Genomic DNA, 17,387 nt, shown 5'->3' with positions numbered 1-17,387 from the left:
CCACGCTTTGCGTTTCGCAATATCAAAACGCTGATGGGTGGTATCGGTTTTTCCGATGGATGACGAGGGGCCGTCAGGTGGTGGAATGGCCCGCCCGTACGGGGGCGGTGTCCAGCATTTCCCAATCGCTGCGGTCAGGGTCGAGCGGGCGGTGGCATTTCGGGCAGTAGCGCCGGCCACCCGAGAGGCGGAAGGTGGGGGTGCGACCGACATGGGCGCAGAGGAAATGGTGGATGACGGTGTCGTCCGGACCGTCGGGGGGCGGTGGGGTCAATGGTCGCGCCATAGCCCTGTCACCTCCATCATGCGGACATAGAGTTCGACGGCACCGTCGAGGGAGCGCCAGTAATTGTAGCGCACTTCGACATCGGTCAGGACGGGGGGGTAGTCCTCGGTTTCGTCGAGACTGACCCGGACGACCTGCCCCTGTGCGGGACCGCGGAAGATCGAGGTCGTCTGCGAGGAGATGCCCGCGATGGACAGGACCGACGAGACGGAGCCGCGCATGACATGGTTGCCGTCGATGATGTAGACCGGATCGCCCTGCCGCGGCTGGCGGATGCGCGAGCCGTCCAGCACCCATTCGATCTGCGCCGCGCTGTCGTCGAGGATGGTGGCGATGGTGTCGCCCGCGGTCACGCTTTGTCCCGGATGGGCGATTTCGGGGCCGACAACGCCGTCGACGGGGCTGATCTGTTCGCCGCTCTGGAAGCCCGCGATCACGGAATCGCGGAGGTCGGCCACGGTGCGGCGGGCCTGTTCGACCCTCTCGAGCTGGGCGCGGAGTTCGGTGATTTCGGCCTCGATCTGGGCGAGCGCGCCGGTGGCGAGGGCGTTTTCGCGGTAGATGTCGGAGCAGAAGGTTGCCGTGCTTTCGCAGGACAGCCCGCCAAGGCGAGCGACGTTATAGGCCGAAATCTGCGCGCGCTGGCGGGCGGAGGGGACGCTTGCCTCGGCCACGGTGAGGCGGATGCGGAGTTCGGCCAGAACATTGACCTGTTCGGCCAGTGCGGCGGCGAGGGTGGCCATGAGGGCCTGCACCTCGGGCGAGCGGACCTTGGCGATGCGGTCGCCGGCGCGGATGCGCGCGCCCGGCGCGGCATAGACGGCAAGGACGCGCGAGTTGTAGGGGGTCGAGACGATGTAGGCGGGGGCGACGACGCGGCCCGGGGTCTGGGTATAGACCAGCGGTTTGACGGCCAGCCAGAGCAGGACAAGCGCGAGGCCCCCCACGGCCAGCGCATAGGCGGTGCGGACCATCCCGCCCGCGGTGGCGCGGCGGCTGTCGACGGGGTCCGGCAGGGGGTGATGGGTGGTCATGTGCCATCCCTTCCGTAAAGCGCGCGGCGGATGCGGGGGGGAACGAAGGCATCGCGGTGCGATCCGGCGAAGAGGAGTTCGTCGCTGAAGGCGAAGAAGCGCAGGAAGCGCAGGACGATCCCCTGATAGAGCGCGAAGGCGGGGATCACGGCCAGTTCCGGCAGTGTGGGCAGGCGGCGCAGGGCAAGGTGGACGAGCAGCAGGTTCGCGGTGGCGATGCCGGAGAGCAGCAGCAGGACACCGGCCATGAGGGGGGTGAACGCCTCTCCGAAGCGGAGGGCGACGTGGAGGAGGTAGAAGGGAAAGACCAGTGTCGCCGCAAGGTCGAAGAGCAGGAAGTCGAGCCGTTCCAGCGTGGAGCCCAGCGATTCGCCACGGCGGAAGGGCAGGATCTGGCGATAGGCGAACAGGCGGATGGCCAGCGCATCGCGGTCCCAGCGCAGGCGTTGCCGGATCAGGCGGGGCAGGGTCGTCGGGGCCAGCGTGGCGGCCATGGCAGAGCCTATGAAGCGCGTCCGGTGGCCTGCCTCGCGCAGGCGCAGGGTGATTTCGAGGTCTTCGCCCGGCCCGACATTCAGGCCGCCTGCGGCAAGGAAGGGGGCGCGGCGGAACATGGAAAAGGCACCGGAGCAGCAGCCGACCGATCCCAGATGGTCCAGAAAGCCGCGGCCAAGCGCGATGGACTGCAAGTATTCCAGCGATTGCAGGGCGGTCAGCGGATTTCGGGCGGCGTTGCGGATGGTGACATTGCCGGAGGCGACCGCCACGGCGGGATTGCGGAAGGCAGCGGCCAGAGCGGGCACCGATCCGGGGGCCGCGACGGTGTCGACGTCCACGGTCAGGAGCAGGGTGCCGGTGGCGCGCGTGGCGGCGTGGTTGATGGCCGCGCTCTTTCCGCTGCGTAGGGGGTGGGTGAGGATGCGGATGCGCGGGTCTTCCCGAGCCAGAGCCGCGGCGATGGCGGCGGTGCCGTCGGTCGAGCCGTCATCGACGATCAGGATTTCCGATATGCCTTGCGCGGGGGGGCGGAGGCTGTCGACCGTGGCGCGCAGGCCCGCCGCGCCGTCATGGAAGGGATGATGGCCGAGATCGCGGGAAGCCGGACGCGGCGGCTGTGGGTGCTGCGGAAGGATGCGACCAGCATGGCAAGCGTCGAGAAGCCGTAGCGCGGCAGTTCGAAGACCAGCAGCAGGATGGCGGCCAGAAGCGGCTGTTCGCGGAAGAACCAGAGCACGACGCCGACGGAGTCCATCGTGGATAGGCCTTTTGCCAACGGTTCCGCCCACACCGGACGCGGGGCCCTGAGCAGCAGGGCCTAACGCGGCTCTGGGCGCACACATTAATCTATATCAATCTGAAAAAAGTTGCTGCCTGCCTATCCCTTTGCGTGGATCAGAGATTCGGGATGTTGCTTTGCGCCGAACGGATGAAGTTCAGCGCGGGGGGCGACAGGGGCGCGCCGCGCCGCCATGCAAGCCCCACCTGCACCGTGGGCAGGTCGCCCGAGACATCGCGGATCTCGATCCGGTCGCCTTCGAGCGACCACGGGCGGTAGACGAGGCTGGGCAGGATCGCCAGCCCCGCGCCGGTGGCGACGAGGGAGCGGACGGCCTCGACGCTGCGGGTGCGGAAGGCGATTTCGGGTTTGACGGGCAGGGCGGCGGTGAGGCGGCGGGTGCTTTCCTCGATCTCGTCCACCATGAGCTGGATGAGGGGCTGGCCTGCGAGTTCGTCCAGCGCGATCGCCTCTTGCTGGGCGAGCGGGTGGCCGAGGGGAAGCCAGAGGCGGTAGGGCGAGACGAGGAGGGTTTCGACCTGCAGCGCCATGCGGTCGCGGACCGAGGAGGTGAGGAGGACGGCGACGTCAAGCTCTCCGCCGATCAGGAGGTGCTGGAGATACTCGCCGCTGTCCTCGATCACGTTGAGGTCGACGCGGGGGAAGGCGTGGCGGAAGCGCGAGAGGATGTCGGAGAGGACATAGCCCGCGACGAGGGAGGTGACGCCCAGCGAGAGGCGGCCGGTGGCGGTTTCGGCCTCGTCCCGGAAGGCGGTGCGGGCGGTGGCGACGTCCGACAGGATCTGGCGCGCGTGGCGCAGGAAGGCCGAGCCCTTGTGCGTGATGAGAAGGCCACGCGCCTGACGGTCGAAGAGGGTGACGCCAAGGTCGTCCTCGAGGGCGCGGATCGCCTCGGTCACCGAGGATTGCGAGATGGAAAGGGCACGGGCGGCGCCCGAGACGCTGCCCGCCTCGGCGGCGGCGACGAAGAACTGGAGCTGGCGGAGGGTGAAGGCCATGCGGCGCGCCTCTGGCGGGCGGGGACCGGGGGTTTCACACCCCCGGACCCCCGTGGAGTATTTGGGCCGAGATGAAGGAGAGGAGGGCGGGGCGGTGTTGCGCGACGAGGGCCGTGTAGGTGGTCAGGCGGTCAGGGGTGAAGTGGTGGGGTTCGGCCAGAAGGTTGACGGTGGCGGGGACGGTGCCGTCATCGGCGATCACCGGCAGGTTGGCGGCGGAGCCGAGGCCCATGGCGGTGATGAGCGCGTGGTCGAAGAAGACGGTGGCGAAGTCGGCGGGCGTATTCGCGACGAAGGGCTGCGCGCGGGTGATGCAGAGGTCGTACCACGCGTCGCGGATCAGCGGTTTGGTGCCGTGGGCAGGGTATTCGACGGGGTGCGAGGTATAGGCGCGACGGAAGAGGTCGTGCGTCAGGTCATGGGTGGTGACGGTGAAGAGCCGCGTGCCGAGGGCGGCGCAGTCGTGATGCAGGGCGGCGAAGGGCTGGGTCATGGGCGGATAAGGCCATGGCGGCGGGGTTCTGTCTAGCTGTCGCGGAGGCGGGCCGAGAGCAGGGCGATGAGGTCCGAGCGCGTGACGAGACCGGCAAGGCGGGGGCCGTCGAGGATGGGGACCGCCTGTTGGCGCCCGTCGGCGAGCAGGTCCATCAGGTCGGCTGCGGTGGCGTCGGGGGGAAGGGTGGCCACGGGTGCGGCAAGGTCGGCTGCGGTGGTGGCGGGATCGGTCAGGCCAAGGAGGGCGGACTGGTCGATCAGCCCTGCGTAATGGCCGTGATCGGACAGGGGCAATGTCTTGAACCTGTGGGTGCGGAAGGCGGCGGCAAGGCTTTGCAGGCTGTCGGTCGGCGCCGCGGTGACAAGGTCGCGCGACATGATGTCGGCTGCCGAGAGATGGCCGAGGTGGTGGGCGGCGGCCTCGGTTCCTGCGGCGGAGAGGACGCGGGCGAGGTCTTCCACGCCGATATTGGGCGACATGCGGAGGCGGTCGAGGAGATGGGCGAGGTCGGCGGGCGCGAGCCCGAGGCGGCGGTCGGGGGCGGGGTCGGCGGTGCCGTGGGACGAGGGCGGCGGGGGCTGGCGGAAGGGATAGACGCGGCCCGTGGCGCGGTTCCACAGGATGCCCGTGGCGACGAGGGCGGCAGAGCCTGCAAGGACGGGGGACAGGGCGAAGGTCCAGCCGGAGAAGGCGGGGGACTGGGCGGAGATGACGGTGGCAAGGGCCACGGCGCCGGCTGGCGGGTGGAAGGCGCGGGCCGCTGCCATGCCGAGGATGGCCAGCGCGATGGCGGCGGGGGCGGCGACGAGCGGGTCTTGCGCGAGCGCCAGCGTGACGAGGGCGGCAAGGGCGGCCAGCGTGTTGCCTGCCACCACGCTCCACGGTTGGGCGAGAGGGCTGTTGGGGACGACGAAGATCAGGAAGGCAGTGGCGCCGAAGGGGGCGATCAGCAGGAAGAGGCCGGAGGCGGCAGGGGCAGCCAGCCAGAGGATCAGGTTGCAGGCGAGCAGGCCGACACCCGCCCCGAGGGCGGCGCGGATGGCCTCGGCCATGGTGGGGGCGGTCATGGCGGGGCCGAAGTGGCGCAGGCGGATCATGGCGGGTTTCCGGTTGGGACGGCCCTGTGTGGCGTGGAAGCGGGGCAGAGGCAACGGTGGGGGCGACGGGAAGGGGGCCGTTTCCGGCAGTGGGGCGGGGCGCGTTAACCTTAACGCGGGCGGGTTAAGGTTAACGGGATGGGGGAGCGAGGACGGGGCCGCGGTGCGGGTGGTTGGGGTGGCGGGGCGGATCGGCAAGGGATGCATGGGGTTGATCGGGGGCTGCTGCACGCGGGGATGCCTGTGGGGGTGGTCGGGAGGCGTAGGGTTGACGGGGGGCGGGCAGGTTCCGGATGGGGTTGTCATGCGGTTGTCATGGGTGAGGTCGGGCGGATCGGGGCGGGGTGGTTGGCCGCGTGCGTGGGACTGATCGCGGCTGGTCGCGGGGATGCCTGTGCGGGTTTCCCATGGGGGTGGTCGGGAGGCGTTGGGTCGATGCGGGTTGGTCGGGCGTGTTCCGCATGGGGTTGTCATGCGGTTGTTACGGGTGAGGTCGGGGGAGCCTTGGGGGTGGCGCGGTTGGAGCTGGGGAGCGGGGCCGTCGCGTCGGGATGGGGCGGGTGGTGCGCGGTTGGTCCGGCGCGGGGTGCGGTCGCGGACGGGGCGGGGCCGGTTGACTTGGCGCTCGGGCGTCGGCGCGGGAGGGGTCAGCGGCCGCGGTTGCCGCGCGAGAGGGCGAGGCGCAGGAGGGTGCGTTCCATCACCGCCATGGCGGGCGCGCGCGAGGCGGAGCGGAGGGTCAGGTCGCATTCGACGAGGTCGGTGATCGCTTTTTCCAGCGCGGGCGCACCCCAGTTCTGGGCCTGACGGGCCATGGCGTCGCGGGCCTTGAACGGGATGCCGCGCGCCTTGGCGATGCCGGACTGGATGCCGCCCGGATCGGTGACGGCGGCGTGCAGGGCGCGGAAGTGGCGCATGGTGGCGATGCAGAGGCCGACGGCCTGGGTTCCCTGACCTTCGAGACGGCGCAGGAGGGGGCCGACATCCGCGGCGCGGCGGTCGGCGACGGCGGTGACGAGTTCGTCCACCTCGGCCTCGATCGTGGCGGGGGCGAGGGCGGCGATTTCGGCGGGGGTCAGGGGGGTTGCATCGCCGTGCTTGTAGAGGGCGATCTTTTCCAGCGTCTGGCGGAAATCGCCGGGGTCGAGCGCGCGGGCGAGGTTGGAGAGGTCGGTCATCGCCTCGCGGTCTATGGCGGTGAGGCCGGCTTTCTTCAGCGCGTCCTCGATTTCCTCGCGCGAGGGCGGGTCGTCGTAGAGGCCGATGGAGACGGCGTTCGGGTGTTTGTCGAAGAGTGTCTTGAGGGCGGATTTGCCGGTCAGGCCGCCTGCGGTGACGACGATGGTGGCGTCGCCCGCGCGCCAGTCCTTCAGCGCTGCCTCGATCGTGGGGGTGAGGCCGTCGGCGGCATCCTCGACAAAGGCGACGCGGGGGCCGGGGAAGAAGCCCTGCGCCTTGATCGCGTCGAGGAGGAGGGCCGCGTCCTTGCGGAGGTCGGCGGCGGGGATGCGGGTGAGGCGCATTTCCGATTCGCCCTGCGGGCCGATGAGGGCGGCGATGGCCTCTTGCCGTTTGAGGGCGACGCGCATGGTGTCGGCGCCGAAGATCAGGAGGCCTGCCCGTGCGGGGTCGGGGCGGGCGCAGTAGCGGGTGGCCTCGAGCCCCTTGAGGATCATTGCAGGGCGGGGGCGGCGGCGGTCAGGCGGGTGATGACCTGATCGGCGAGGAGGACCGAGAGGCGGCGGGCGGCGTCATCCTCGGCCGCGAGGCCCGCGACGGTGGTGTCGGTGGCGGACCACGAGGTGAAGCCGCGCACGGTGCCGCCGGTGAGGCGGATGCCTGTGGCGCGGTCGGTCAGGGAATAGGTGGCGGTGCCGCGCAGGGTGTAGCGGGTGGTCACGTTGGTGGCGGTGATGCCGCCCGATTCGCGCGTGGTGGCGAGCGTGTAGGTCAGGTCATAGGCGGCGGCTTGCGCGCGGCCGAGGCGGGATTCGAGACGCGAGACGAACTCGAAATCGCCCCGCGACGCGGGCGACTGGATGGCGATGCGCCCGCGCAGGGCGGTCGCGCCGCCCTGCGGGCCATAGGCAGGGGTAAAGCCGCAGGCCGCAAGCGGCAGGGCGGCGATCAGGCCAAGGATGGTGCGGCGGTCAGACGACGACATTGATGATGCGCCCCGGGACGACGATGATCTTCTTCACCGGCTGACCGGCGAGGAATTTGACCACAGCTTCGTCTGCGAGGGCGATCTTTTCAACCTCGGTCGCTGGCATATCCTTGGGAACGGTGATTTCCGCCCGCCGTTTGCCGTTGATCTGGATGGGCAGGGTCACGGAATCCTCGACCAGCAGGGCGGGGTCGGCCTTGGGCCAGGGGGCCTGCGTCACCAGACCAGCACCGCCGAGCATGGACCAGACCTCTTCGGCCAGATGCGGGGTCATGGGCTGCATGAGCTGGGCCATGACGCGCATGGCGTCGCGTTTGGCAGCCGTGCCCGCCTGCGAGCGCTGGAGGGTGTTGGTGAATTCGTAGAGTTTCGCGATGGCCTTGTTGAAGGCGAAGCCTTCGATGCCCTTCGTCACCTCGTCCACCGCCTTGGCCGTGGCGCGGGCCAGCGCCGTATCCTCGGCCCCGTTTGCGGGGGTGTCGGAGCGGGCGATTTCATCCGCGATGCGCCAGACGCGGGAGAGGTGCTTGTAGGCGGCCTCGGCCCCCGATGCGGTCCATTCCACGTCGCGTTCGGGGGGGCTGTCGGACATGACGAACCAGCGCGCGGTGTCGGCACCGAACTGGGCGATGATGTTCATCGGGTCGACGACGTTCTTCTTCGACTTCGACATCTTGGCGGACGGGATAATCTCCACCGCCGTGCCGTCCTTCAGCGTGGCGCCGGTGTCGGTGCGAAGGATGTCTTCGGGCAGGTGATAGACGGGGCGGCCGTTGGCGTCGCGCGTCAGGTAGATTTCGTGGGTCACCATCCCTTGGGTGAAGAGGGCGTTGAAGGGTTCGGTGGCCTTCTGCGGCAGGTGGCCTGTCCTGGCCATCGCGCGGGCGAAGAAGCGGGAATAAAGGAGGTGCAGGATCGCGTGTTCGATGCCGCCGATATACTGGTCGACGTTCATCCAGTAGTCGGCATCTTCCGCGATGGTGGGCGTGGTGGCGCGGGGCGCGGTGAAGCGGGCGTAATACCACGAGCTGTCCACGAAGGTGTCCATCGTATCCGTCTCGCGCCGGGCCTTTGCACCGCATTTCGGGCAGGTGCAGTCGCGCCATGTCGGGTGGCGGTCGAGCGGGTTGCCCGGCACGTCGAAGGTCACGTCATCGGGCAGCTTGATGGGCAGGTTCGCCTTCGATTCCGGCACGACGCCGCAGGTGGCGCAATGGACGACCGGGATCGGGCAGCCCCAGTAGCGCTGGCGCGAGATGCCCCAGTCGCGCAGGCGGAATTTCGTCACTCCTTTTCCGTAACCGTTTGTTTCGGCGTGGGAAATTGCGGCGGCGATGGCGTCTTCGCCGGTCTGGGTGTCCTTGCCCGCAAAGCCGCGCACGTAGGTCACGCGTTCGGATTTCATGGGAACGAAAGCTTCGGTCAGGGGGGCGTCCTGTTCGCCTTCGGCCACGAACACGGCCTTGATCGGCAGGCCGTATTTGGTGGCGAAGTCGAAGTCGCGCTGGTCATGGGCGGGGCAGCCGAAGATGGCGCCGGTGCCGTAGTCCATCAGGATGAAGTTGGCGATCCAGACGGGCAGTTCCCACGAGGGGTCGAGCGGGTGTTTCACGCGGATGCCAGTGTCGAGGCCGATCTTTTCCGCCGTCTCGATCTCTTCGGCCGAGGTGCCGCCCTTGCGGCATTCGGCGGTGAAGGCCGCAACCTTCGGGTCGTGTTCCAGCGCCTTGGCGAGCGGGTGGTCGGCCGAGATGGCGGCGAAGGAGGCGCCCATCAGGGTGTCGGGGCGGGTGGTGTAGACCTCCAGCCGGTCAAAGCCTGCGGGGGCGCCGACGGTTTCGAAGGCGAATTGCAGGCCGCGCGACTTGCCGATCCAGTTGGCCTGCATCAGGCGCACCTTTTCGGGCCAGTCGGTGAGGGTATCCAGCGCGTTCAGCAGGTCTTCGGAATAGTCCGAGATCTTGAAGAACCACTGCGTCAACTCGCGCCGTTCCACGGCAGCGCCAGAGCGCCAGCCCTTGCCGTCGATCACCTGTTCGTTGGCAAGCACGGTCATGTCGACCGGATCCCAGTTCACCACCGCGTTCTTGCGGTAGACGAGGCCCGCTTCCAGCATGTCGATGAACATCGCCTGCTGCTGGCCGTAATATTCGGGGTCGCAGGTGGCGAATTCGCGCGACCAGTCGATGGACAGGCCCAGCGGTTTCATCTGGGCGCGCATGTCGGCGATGTTGCCGTAGGTCCAGTCCTTGGGGTGGCCACCGCGTTCCATCGCGGCGTTCTCGGCGGGCATCCCGAAGGCGTCCCAGCCCATCGGGTGCAGCACGCTATACCCCGCCGCCGCCTTCTGCCGCGCCACGACGTCGCCCATGGTGTAGTTGCGCACATGTCCCATGTGGATGCGCCCCGACGGATAGGGGAACATTTCCAGCACGTAGTATTTCGGCTTGGCCGGATCGCGTTTCGCCGTGAAGGCCCCGGCCTTGTCCCAGGCATCCTGCCATTTCGGTTCGGTCTGGGACGGTTCGTAGCGCGACATCTTGGGAGGCCCTCGGCGTTCGGTTGCGCGCGTGGTTATACAAGCCGCAACGCCAAGGTCCAGTGATGGTGCGCGATCAGCGTGGCGGGCCGCGCCGGACCGTGACGGGTTCGCCGGTCATCAGCCGCAGGAGCGTGCCGATCTGCCAGAGCGCCGAGAGGCCGACGAGGACGTAGACGATCCGCGACAGCGCCGCGTCCTGCCCGCCGAAGAGGGCGGCGACGAGGTCGAACTGGAACAGGCCGACGAGCAGCCAGTTGATGCCGCCGATCACGATCAGCAGCAGGGTGAGTGTGTTGAGCCAGTACATGCAGGTCCTCCGCATTGGGTGCGGAGGAGCAACCGCGAGGATGCGCGGTTGTTCCGGATCAGAGCTTGCTGTCCTGGATGCGGAGCTGGCGCGCGCGGGTGAGGATCGCATCCTCGACCGCGCGGACGGTGCCCGGATCGACCGCGCCGCCGCCCGAGGTCATCAGCGCGACCTTCAGGCTGCGCGCGTCCAGCGCGGGGTCCTGCACGTAGATCGTCGCCTTGTAGGCGCGCCCGCCGCCGGGCGGGGTGCCCACGCCGGTGACGATGACGCCGGTGAAGGGGTCGACCGATTCGATGGGCAGGAAGTTCAGCACGTCGAGCGAGGCCTGCCAGAGGTACTTGTTCACCTCGACCGTGGTGTTCGGGTCGTCGGAATTCTTGAACAGGTCGAAGAAGGAGGACCGGTTCGTTTCCGGCCCGCCCGAGGCGCGTTCGAGGGCGGCACGCTGCGCCTCGGCCCGCTGGCGGCGTTCGAGCGTGGCTTCTGCGGGGATCGACGGGCTGGCGCTGCGGCGGAAGAGGCCGCTGTCGCCGCTGGCGATGCCCGAACCGCAGGCCGAGAGCGAGATAAGGACGCCGCCGATCAGCGCGACATGTGCCAAGCGATGCAGGTTCATCCAGTCCCCCGTAAGCCTACTAGGGGTGTTGTCTAGCCCACCGTTTCAGGCGTGCCAAGGCTTTTCCCCCTGTTTCCCCGTGCCGTGTGCGCGCAGACGCCTGCGAAGCCGACGGGGGTGCCTGCCTCTCTCTGCGGACGTGCGGGACGGGGCGCGGGGCCAGTGCGGGGCCAGTGCTGGGCGGGTGCGGGCTGGGGGGCGGAACCGACTGTGGCAAAGCTGCACCACGGCCAAGGGCATTAACTTTTGCTAACGGTCCGTCGTTGCAATCCGGGGCGGTAAGAATGATTAACGACACATCCCCTTCCCGGATTCCCCTGGGTTGGGCGTTCCTAAGACAACGAGGGAAAACGATGAAAAAGATTCTTCTCGCGACCACGATGCTCGCTGGCACCGCTGGCTTCGCTGCTGCTGAAATCACCATGTCGGGTTCGGCTGTGATGGGCGTTGGCGACAACGGCACCGACACCGTCTCCAAGATGGAGACCTATCTGACCTTCTCGGCTTCGGGCGAGTCGGACTCGGGTATCTCTTTCGGTTTCGACCAGACGATCGCTACCTACGACACCGATGGTGGCCTGAACGATGACGGCACCTCCGTGTACATCTCGGGTGCGTTCGGCAAGCTGTCGATGGGCTCCGTCGCCGAAGCTGACGAAGTCGCGACCCTGTCTGACATCGGTGGTATCGGTGGCCTTGGCGTCGACAACGTTGCTGAAGCCTTCTCGGGCGACTCGGCTGGCCGTCAGACGCATGACGTGAACTACAGCTACTCGGCCGGCGACTTCTCGATCGCGGCGTCGACGCGGATCGGCGCGACTGGCGATGGCGACTCCTACGCTGTTGGTGCGAAGTACACCTTCGGCGAAATGTATGTCGGCCTCGGCTACAACGACGACAACGCAACGCCGGTTGTTGCTGGCACTGTGACCTCGCTGTACGCTGGTGGCACCGCTGGCGCGGTCAGCGTAGCTGCGATGTACTCGTCCTGGGACGCGGATTCGGGCGCCGAAGCTGACGCTTGGGGCGTGACCACCTCGTACACCGCCGGCGCTCTGACGCTGTCGGCGGCCTACTCGGACAACGACAACGTTGCTGACGCCGCGTTCGGCGTTGGTGCAGCGTACGACCTCGGTGGCGGTGCCTCCGTCGTCGGTGGCGTTGCTGACCTCGGCGTTGACACCGTTTGGGAAGCTGGCGTTTCTCTCTCGTTCTAATCTGACCCAGTCAGGTTAAAGGAAAGAGCGGGCTTCGCCTCGCTCTTTTCTTTTATGCGTTAGCGTTCAGGCTCAGACCCACGCTGGCACACACGTCGCACCGCCCGTTCAGCTGTAAGCCCAGCCGCAAGTGCCAGAGCGGTTCGACGCACAAGCAACTCACGCTCAACTCGACGGGTGATGCTGTGTTTGGGCAAATTTGCTCTCAGCCACAGAACGTGACGCTGAGCACGTTGCAGCTGCTTCACGTCCGCTAGTATCGACCTGTTCTTCATCACGCCAGCTCCACTGCACGAGCCAGCAAGGCTTCGTTGACGGTGATGTAGCGTTGCGTGGTTTGGATGCTGCGATGCCCCGCGAGAGCAGCAAGCAGATGAACTGCAACGCCCTGCTCTGCTAAGCGTGTGATGAAGCTGCGCCTGCCCGAATGACTTGAACAGCCAATCAATCCAGCACTGTGATAGATGCTGAGAAACAGCTGGCTTATGGTGTTGGCGCTGAACGCAGTCTGCTGCTGAGTGACGAACAGAGGAGCAGCACTGTCACGGCCGTTGACCACAGGCCAATAGTTGGCAAAGACACGAGCAAGACGCTGGTTGAGATAAAAGACCCGCGCACGATGACCCTTTGTCTGCTGTGCGCTGAGCGTTACAGTGCTACGCACCGTGCCTCCCACGTCATAGACGTCGCCCACAGTCAGGGTGGCAATCTCGCAGGCACGCAGTCCTGCGTAGTAGCTGAGCTGGATGATAGTTTGGTCACGCAAGCAGTGACGACGTGTGCTGCAATGACCAAGGGCTCGCTTGAGGTCTCGTTCGGTAATCAATTTAGCTGCTGGCATGGCTCAATCTCTCATAGAGGTCGTGCAGCAACTGTACAGTCTGAGGTATTTGGTCAGCGACCGAAAACACACATGATGCAGCTCTCAATGAGAACAAGGACTTATCCCGTTATCTCATAGACTGTGTATTCTATGACATATCCCTGTGCTGCGGTCAGAACTCGGCCAAACCCACATTGTTCACTCTTTGGATCTTGTTCGAGCTGAGCCTTGCTCAGCTGCTCATCGCCTTCTGCAGTATCGCTGTCGCTCTTCTGCAGCTGGCTTGAGCAGTATTCTTCTTCAATGATTGATGGGCTCATTCAGATTGTTAGCCATAATGAGGCTTACGCAGCCTCATCACAGCGCAGCAGTCTCATTCGAGTTGCTTCACCAGTCCATAAGCAAGCCTTCTGCTCACGCAGCGAACGCGGGTTATGCTGTACGTTCTGTGCTTGCCGACGAGGAGCGTCACAACGCAGCTGCACGGCGCTATGGACACGACGTCCGTGCAGCATATGGGGTACTTGATGTCCAAGCCTCTATCCCAATCCTGTCATTTGATTTGTTAGACGCAGAACAACGCTGCGTCGGTTGTTGAGCAGCTCGGCATTACACTGCTTGGCACCCGCCACCCAACGTCTACAGCGTTACCTGTGCTCGTATCTGCGGGGCGTCTTGTGACGCAACTGGGCCTGTAGCCGATAAATAAGCAAGCGTCACCACACAGCTTGCCTACGAAGTTATTTATCAACGAAGGAACGATTGAATGTCAGATTTGATACTGGAACAGGTGCGAGACACGCTGATGGCTGCGGGCATTGTACGAACTCAAGCGGAGTTCTGCGAACAATGGCTGGGCAAGAGCGAATGCTATCTGCGTACACTTAAATTCAACGGGCTAGAACCCAGTGCAGAAGCATTGGCGACGCTGGGGAGCAGACTTGGATACTATGCGAACGAGCTGGGCAAGCGCAGTGACGCAACAAGCAGGCATTGGGCTGGCGTGCTAACCGAGCTGCGTCGAGGAACGCAGTCGGCATTAGAGCTGAAGGTACGGGAACGCTGGCAGAGGGTCTGTGTTCGATGAATGCTGCAGTACGAAATCTGGCAATGAAGTACTTACGCTTTGATGGTGGCCATTGGTATATACCGATGCGGGCAGAGGGAGGCTATTACGGTGCGAGTGTGTGAAGTGATAGTGAAGCCAATAAAAGTTCCAGCTAAGCCAAAGTGTTCACCCAACCCAAACAAACGTATCGACACATCCCATACGCCACCAAGCAAGGCGCAGCCGTTCAACAAATCCAAGCCGAGAAATTTGTCGTGACGGCATTGACGGTTTGAATATGTGAAACAATCTCTCTGACATTGAAGCCAAGAAGGAGGATTGCCAATGCAGTGGCTGCAAGATTTGATGCGTGAAGAGGGCTTGGTTCCGAGTGATAGCCCGAATGCTGGACTGCGTTCCAAGCTCATTGGGCAGGCAGATAGAATGCTGCAGATACTGGATGGATATAAAGCAGAAGACGAACTCGACGGTGAAGCATCCAAGTACTGGTGGTCCCCACAGAGCGTCGATGGACAGCGGCGAGTTGTTATGCGGTATGCGGGCAAAGCTGTTGAGGGCTCTGCTGTGTACACAAATAATACTCTCGCTGACGTTCGTGGTACTATTGAAAAGATGCGTCGTGCTATCGAACGCAGCAAGGACACGGATTGGGCTGACGAAGAGGCTCGCCGCAAAAAAAAGTAATACGCACGGTCCGGCGTGTATACCAAGAGGTACGTGTTGGACCGTTGTATGAGCGTACTGTCAAACTGCTGCAGCGATATCGCCGTCTAATGTCTGAAATGACCAGAGCACACCGTAAGCGACAAGCTCAGATTGACCGTCAGCTTGAGCAACTTGGCGAACAGATTGCGGAAAAGCTCAGCGAACTGTCAGCTGATGAGCGGGAAGCATTAGATTGCTGGAAAGATGGTGTGCTGCGTGACGCCTATGAGGTCGACGTCGAAGCACTGATGGAGCGTCCATATCGCAGTATCCGTCGCATTGATAAGCGCGAGTACGAGTATGACATCGACGATATGCGGCGCTTGGAACGCGAGGCAAAGCTGTCCGCAGCGCAATCCAACCCAGAAACGGCGGAGAAACTTCGTAGGTTCCTGTATGACTTGGACAGGGACCGCTATTAGCGCCTAAGCAGCGCCTACAGCAAAGGTCTTGCCCGTGCAGCACTCAACAGCGCGGGCAAGACTACCACCGCCTTTTGGGCGAAATCTACGCGGTCTGTTGCGGTCAGCGTCGAGTTTTGACTGAACGACAGACAGGCATAGTGAGGCTGCGAAAAAATACTCAGCCCAGTATGTCGGCAACTATCTCAACACGCTCTGCAAGCGTGTTGGGCATCAGGTGTGCATAGCGTTCGGTCATAGACACATGATGATGGCCAAGCAGTCGTTGCACCTCGTAGATGCTGGCACCCTTGTTGATGAGTAGACTGGCATAGGTGTGCCGCAGGTCGTGTATACGCACATCACGCAGCCCAACTCGCTGTCTCGCTCTGTCCCATGCCAAGTGAAAGCTATCGTAGGGCTTTTTGAATTTGGGGTTGATGAAGATGTAATCGTTGACCGTGTGCGGCAGATACAGCCGTTCAGCTTGAGCTTTGATATCATCTAGCACGGCGATAGCGGCACTACTCAGCACGATGCGTCTGCTGCGTCCGCTCTTGCTCAGCGGCACGGTCCATATGCACGACTGGAAGTCGAAGTCTCGCCAACGAGCAAGTCGTGCTTCGCTGCTTCTTGCCCCTGTCAGTATGAGCAGCTTGGCGAACAGATAGAGGAACGGGTGCTGGTCCCTGTAGCAGGCGTCGAGCAGCGTTCGCAGTTCGCCTTCGCTCAGGAACCGCTGACGATAATCACCAAGCGGCAGACGCTTGATGACACAGTTCTTGTAGGCGTTGTGTTCTATCATCCCCCAGTTCTGAGCCACGTTCAGGATGCGGTTCACAAGGAAGATGTGCTTGTTGATGGTTCCTGGCTTGTAACGCTTTCTGATGTGCGTCCTGACCCATTCATCCAGCATCTTACTGTCGAGGTCACACAGCCGCTTCTGTCCAAGGTTTGGTCGCAGGTGCTTGTCGTAGATGTATTTGACGATGGCTGGACGACGACGGGTCGCTTCTGCGTATGGATAGAAGTGGCAGTCGAAGAACTCGTTGAGCAGCAGGTCGCTGCGTCTACTGCTGTTTGGCGGCTGTGGTTCAGTTGCGGTCTGCCTGAGCAGCTTAGATAGCAGTCCCATACGCTCTTACCTCGGTCTAGATACCTGAATTTTATGCCCTTTTGAGCAGGTCAGCGACCGAAGAGACCCCATGATTTGGGTGTGTTTTGGTTGATAGTGGCAAGTAACGTCTGGCTACATAGCAGGCGTATTCTCGCGACCACGATGCTGGCTGGCACCGCTGGTTTCGCTGCTGCCGAAGTGGCCCTGTCGGGCTACGCGGAAATCGGTATCCTCGCCACCGACGGCGGCGCTGCTGGTACGATCACCCAGTTCCATCAGGACGTTGAAGTGACGTTCACGATGTCCGGCGAAACCGACGGCGGCCTGTCGTTCGGCGCTGCTATCGATCTGGACGAAACCAACGTTGCAGCTGGCGATGACTCGGGCACCACCGTGTTCGTGTCGGGTTCGTTCGGCAAAGTGACGATGGGCGACACCGATGGCGCTCTGGACTGGGCGGTTGCCGACGCTGGTTCGCTGACCTCGATGGGCGACGACCACACCACGCACGTCGCCTACTTCTCGGCCAATGGGCTTGACGGTTCGCATGACGGCCAAGTCGTCCGCTACGAATACGCCATGGGCGACTTTGGCGTCGCTGTGTCGTACGAGCAGGCGAACAATGGCAACGCTGCGGTTGTCGCCGGCGTGACCGCCGATGACAACGTCGGCATCGGTGCGACCTACTCGATGGACATGTCGGGTACCGCTCTGAAGTTCGGCCTCGGCTATCAGGCTGGCGCGATCACCAACTCCCCGGCAAACAATGGTCCGGACGGTCTCGCCGGTACCCCGGATGACGTTGCGGCTGTCGTCCTGAACGGCGACGTGTGGGGTGCTTCGGTCTCGGCCGAGATGGCCAATGGCTTCGCTGCGAAGCTCGGCTACACCAGCACGCAGCCCGACACGGCTGGTGCTCTGAGCACCGACCGCACCGGTCTGGGTCTGACCTACACCACCGGCGCCCTGTCGATGCACGTCAACTACGGCGACGTGGACACCGGCGTTGCTGCGACGTCGTTTGACTCCTACGGTCTGGCTGTGAACTACGATCTGGGCGGTGGCGCTGTCGTGATGGCCGGCTACGGTTCGGACGTCGCTGCTGCTGCTGGCAACCAGGCTCAGTACTCGATCGGCCTCGGCCTGTCGTTCTGATCTGACGCAAGTATCGATCTGAAGGGAAGAGCGGGCGAAAGCCCGCTCTTTTCTTTT

At 64.3% G+C, this 17,387-nt stretch carries 19 protein-coding genes; 5 read left to right on the top strand and 14 right to left on the bottom strand.

The window, feature by feature from the left end; all coding sequences use genetic code 11:
- Positions 1–73: 73 nt before the first annotated feature.
- The 12 genes from GU927_RS07910 to GU927_RS07855 all read right to left on the bottom strand — a co-directional run bounded on the left by GU927_RS07910 (position 74) and on the right by GU927_RS07855 (position 10,843).
- Positions 74–274: a hypothetical protein gene (locus GU927_RS07910; protein WP_161761821.1), complete on the bottom strand. Its 201-nt coding sequence runs from the start codon at positions 272–274 to the stop codon at positions 74–76.
- Entirely contained in the window at positions 271–1,320 is a 1,050-nt protein-coding gene (locus GU927_RS07905) for an HlyD family efflux transporter periplasmic adaptor subunit (RefSeq protein WP_161761820.1), read from the bottom strand. Before GU927_RS07905 ends, GU927_RS07910 begins: the two co-directional genes overlap by 4 nt.
- On the bottom strand, positions 1,317–2,372 hold the full coding sequence (locus GU927_RS07900) for a glycosyltransferase family 2 protein (protein WP_232489171.1): 1,056 nt from the start codon (positions 2,370–2,372) through the stop codon (positions 1,317–1,319). The genes GU927_RS07905 and GU927_RS07900 overlap by 4 nt, the downstream gene beginning before the upstream one ends.
- Positions 2,315–2,572, bottom strand: a complete 258-nt coding sequence (locus GU927_RS07895) for a hypothetical protein (protein WP_161761818.1) — start codon at positions 2,570–2,572, stop codon at positions 2,315–2,317. The genes GU927_RS07900 and GU927_RS07895 overlap by 58 nt, the downstream gene beginning before the upstream one ends.
- A gap of 140 nt (positions 2,573–2,712) precedes the next feature.
- Entirely contained in the window at positions 2,713–3,615 is a 903-nt protein-coding gene (locus tag GU927_RS07890; RefSeq protein WP_161761817.1) for a LysR family transcriptional regulator, read from the bottom strand.
- Positions 3,616–3,649: 34 nt separating this feature from the next.
- Positions 3,650–4,108, bottom strand: coding sequence for a GAF domain-containing protein (locus tag GU927_RS07885; protein ID WP_161761816.1), 459 nt, complete (start codon positions 4,106–4,108; stop codon positions 3,650–3,652).
- Positions 4,109–4,140: 32 nt separating this feature from the next.
- Positions 4,141–5,208, bottom strand: coding sequence for an HPP family protein (locus tag GU927_RS07880; RefSeq protein WP_161761815.1), 1,068 nt, complete (start codon positions 5,206–5,208; stop codon positions 4,141–4,143).
- A gap of 647 nt (positions 5,209–5,855) precedes the next feature.
- On the bottom strand, positions 5,856–6,884 hold the full coding sequence (gene holA, locus GU927_RS07875; RefSeq protein ID WP_161761814.1) for a DNA polymerase III subunit delta: 1,029 nt from the start codon (positions 6,882–6,884) through the stop codon (positions 5,856–5,858).
- Positions 6,881–7,372, bottom strand: a complete 492-nt coding sequence (gene lptE, locus GU927_RS07870; RefSeq protein ID WP_161761813.1) for an LPS assembly lipoprotein LptE — start codon at positions 7,370–7,372, stop codon at positions 6,881–6,883. Before lptE ends, holA begins: the two co-directional genes overlap by 4 nt.
- Positions 7,359–9,914, bottom strand: a complete 2,556-nt coding sequence (gene leuS / locus GU927_RS07865; protein ID WP_161761812.1) for a leucine--tRNA ligase — start codon at positions 9,912–9,914, stop codon at positions 7,359–7,361. The genes lptE and leuS overlap by 14 nt, the downstream gene beginning before the upstream one ends.
- Before the next feature lie 76 nt (positions 9,915–9,990).
- Complete coding sequence (locus GU927_RS07860; RefSeq protein WP_161761811.1) at positions 9,991–10,224, bottom strand: DUF378 domain-containing protein; 234 nt, start codon at positions 10,222–10,224, stop codon at positions 9,991–9,993.
- 58 nt (positions 10,225–10,282) lie between these two features.
- The gene (locus GU927_RS07855) at positions 10,283–10,843 is read right to left on the bottom strand and encodes a DUF3576 domain-containing protein (protein WP_161761810.1); all 561 of its coding nucleotides are present in this window, start codon (positions 10,841–10,843) and stop codon (positions 10,283–10,285) included.
- Positions 10,844–11,196: 353 nt separating this feature from the next.
- On the opposite strand from GU927_RS07855, the gene GU927_RS07850 reads away from it, so the two are divergent.
- Positions 11,197–12,060: a porin gene (locus GU927_RS07850; RefSeq protein WP_161761809.1), complete on the top strand. Its 864-nt coding sequence runs from the start codon at positions 11,197–11,199 to the stop codon at positions 12,058–12,060.
- Between the two features lie 274 nt (positions 12,061–12,334).
- Here the strand turns inward: GU927_RS07850 and GU927_RS07845 are convergent, their stop codons facing one another.
- A complete protein-coding gene (locus tag GU927_RS07845; RefSeq protein ID WP_161761808.1) occupies positions 12,335–12,901 on the bottom strand; it encodes a tyrosine-type recombinase/integrase in 567 nt (188 codons plus the stop codon).
- A 748-nt stretch (positions 12,902–13,649) separates the two neighbouring features.
- Here GU927_RS07845 and GU927_RS07840 point away from each other — a divergent pair.
- The 3 genes from GU927_RS07840 (at position 13,650) to GU927_RS07830 (ending at position 15,079) form a co-directional block, all read left to right on the top strand.
- Positions 13,650–13,970 (top strand): DUF6626 family protein, encoded by a 321-nt coding sequence (locus tag GU927_RS07840; RefSeq protein WP_161761807.1) that lies wholly within the window; start codon positions 13,650–13,652, stop codon positions 13,968–13,970.
- A gap of 306 nt (positions 13,971–14,276) precedes the next feature.
- Positions 14,277–14,636 carry a hypothetical protein gene (locus tag GU927_RS07835; RefSeq protein ID WP_161761806.1) on the top strand — a complete coding sequence of 120 codons (360 nt, stop codon included), beginning with the start codon at positions 14,277–14,279 and terminating at the stop codon, positions 14,634–14,636.
- 89 nt (positions 14,637–14,725) lie between these two features.
- The gene (locus GU927_RS07830; protein ID WP_161761805.1) at positions 14,726–15,079 is read left to right on the top strand and encodes a hypothetical protein; all 354 of its coding nucleotides are present in this window, start codon (positions 14,726–14,728) and stop codon (positions 15,077–15,079) included.
- Positions 15,080–15,239: 160 nt separating this feature from the next.
- Here GU927_RS07830 and GU927_RS07825 read toward each other — a convergent pair whose 3' ends face one another.
- A complete protein-coding gene (locus tag GU927_RS07825; protein WP_161761804.1) occupies positions 15,240–16,193 on the bottom strand; it encodes a tyrosine-type recombinase/integrase in 954 nt (317 codons plus the stop codon).
- A 144-nt stretch (positions 16,194–16,337) separates the two neighbouring features.
- Between GU927_RS07825 and GU927_RS07820 the strand changes: the two genes are divergently transcribed.
- Complete coding sequence (locus GU927_RS07820; RefSeq protein ID WP_161761803.1) at positions 16,338–17,330, top strand: porin; 993 nt, start codon at positions 16,338–16,340, stop codon at positions 17,328–17,330.
- Positions 17,331–17,387: the final 57 nt, after the last annotated feature.

The sequence above is a fragment of the Paragemmobacter amnigenus genome (assembly GCF_009908265.2).
GTDB classification, from domain to species: Bacteria; Pseudomonadota; Alphaproteobacteria; order Rhodobacterales; family Rhodobacteraceae; genus Paragemmobacter; species Paragemmobacter amnigenus.
The sequence above is the reverse complement of the archived record's forward strand: the minus strand, read 5'-3'. Positions and strand labels throughout refer to the sequence as shown.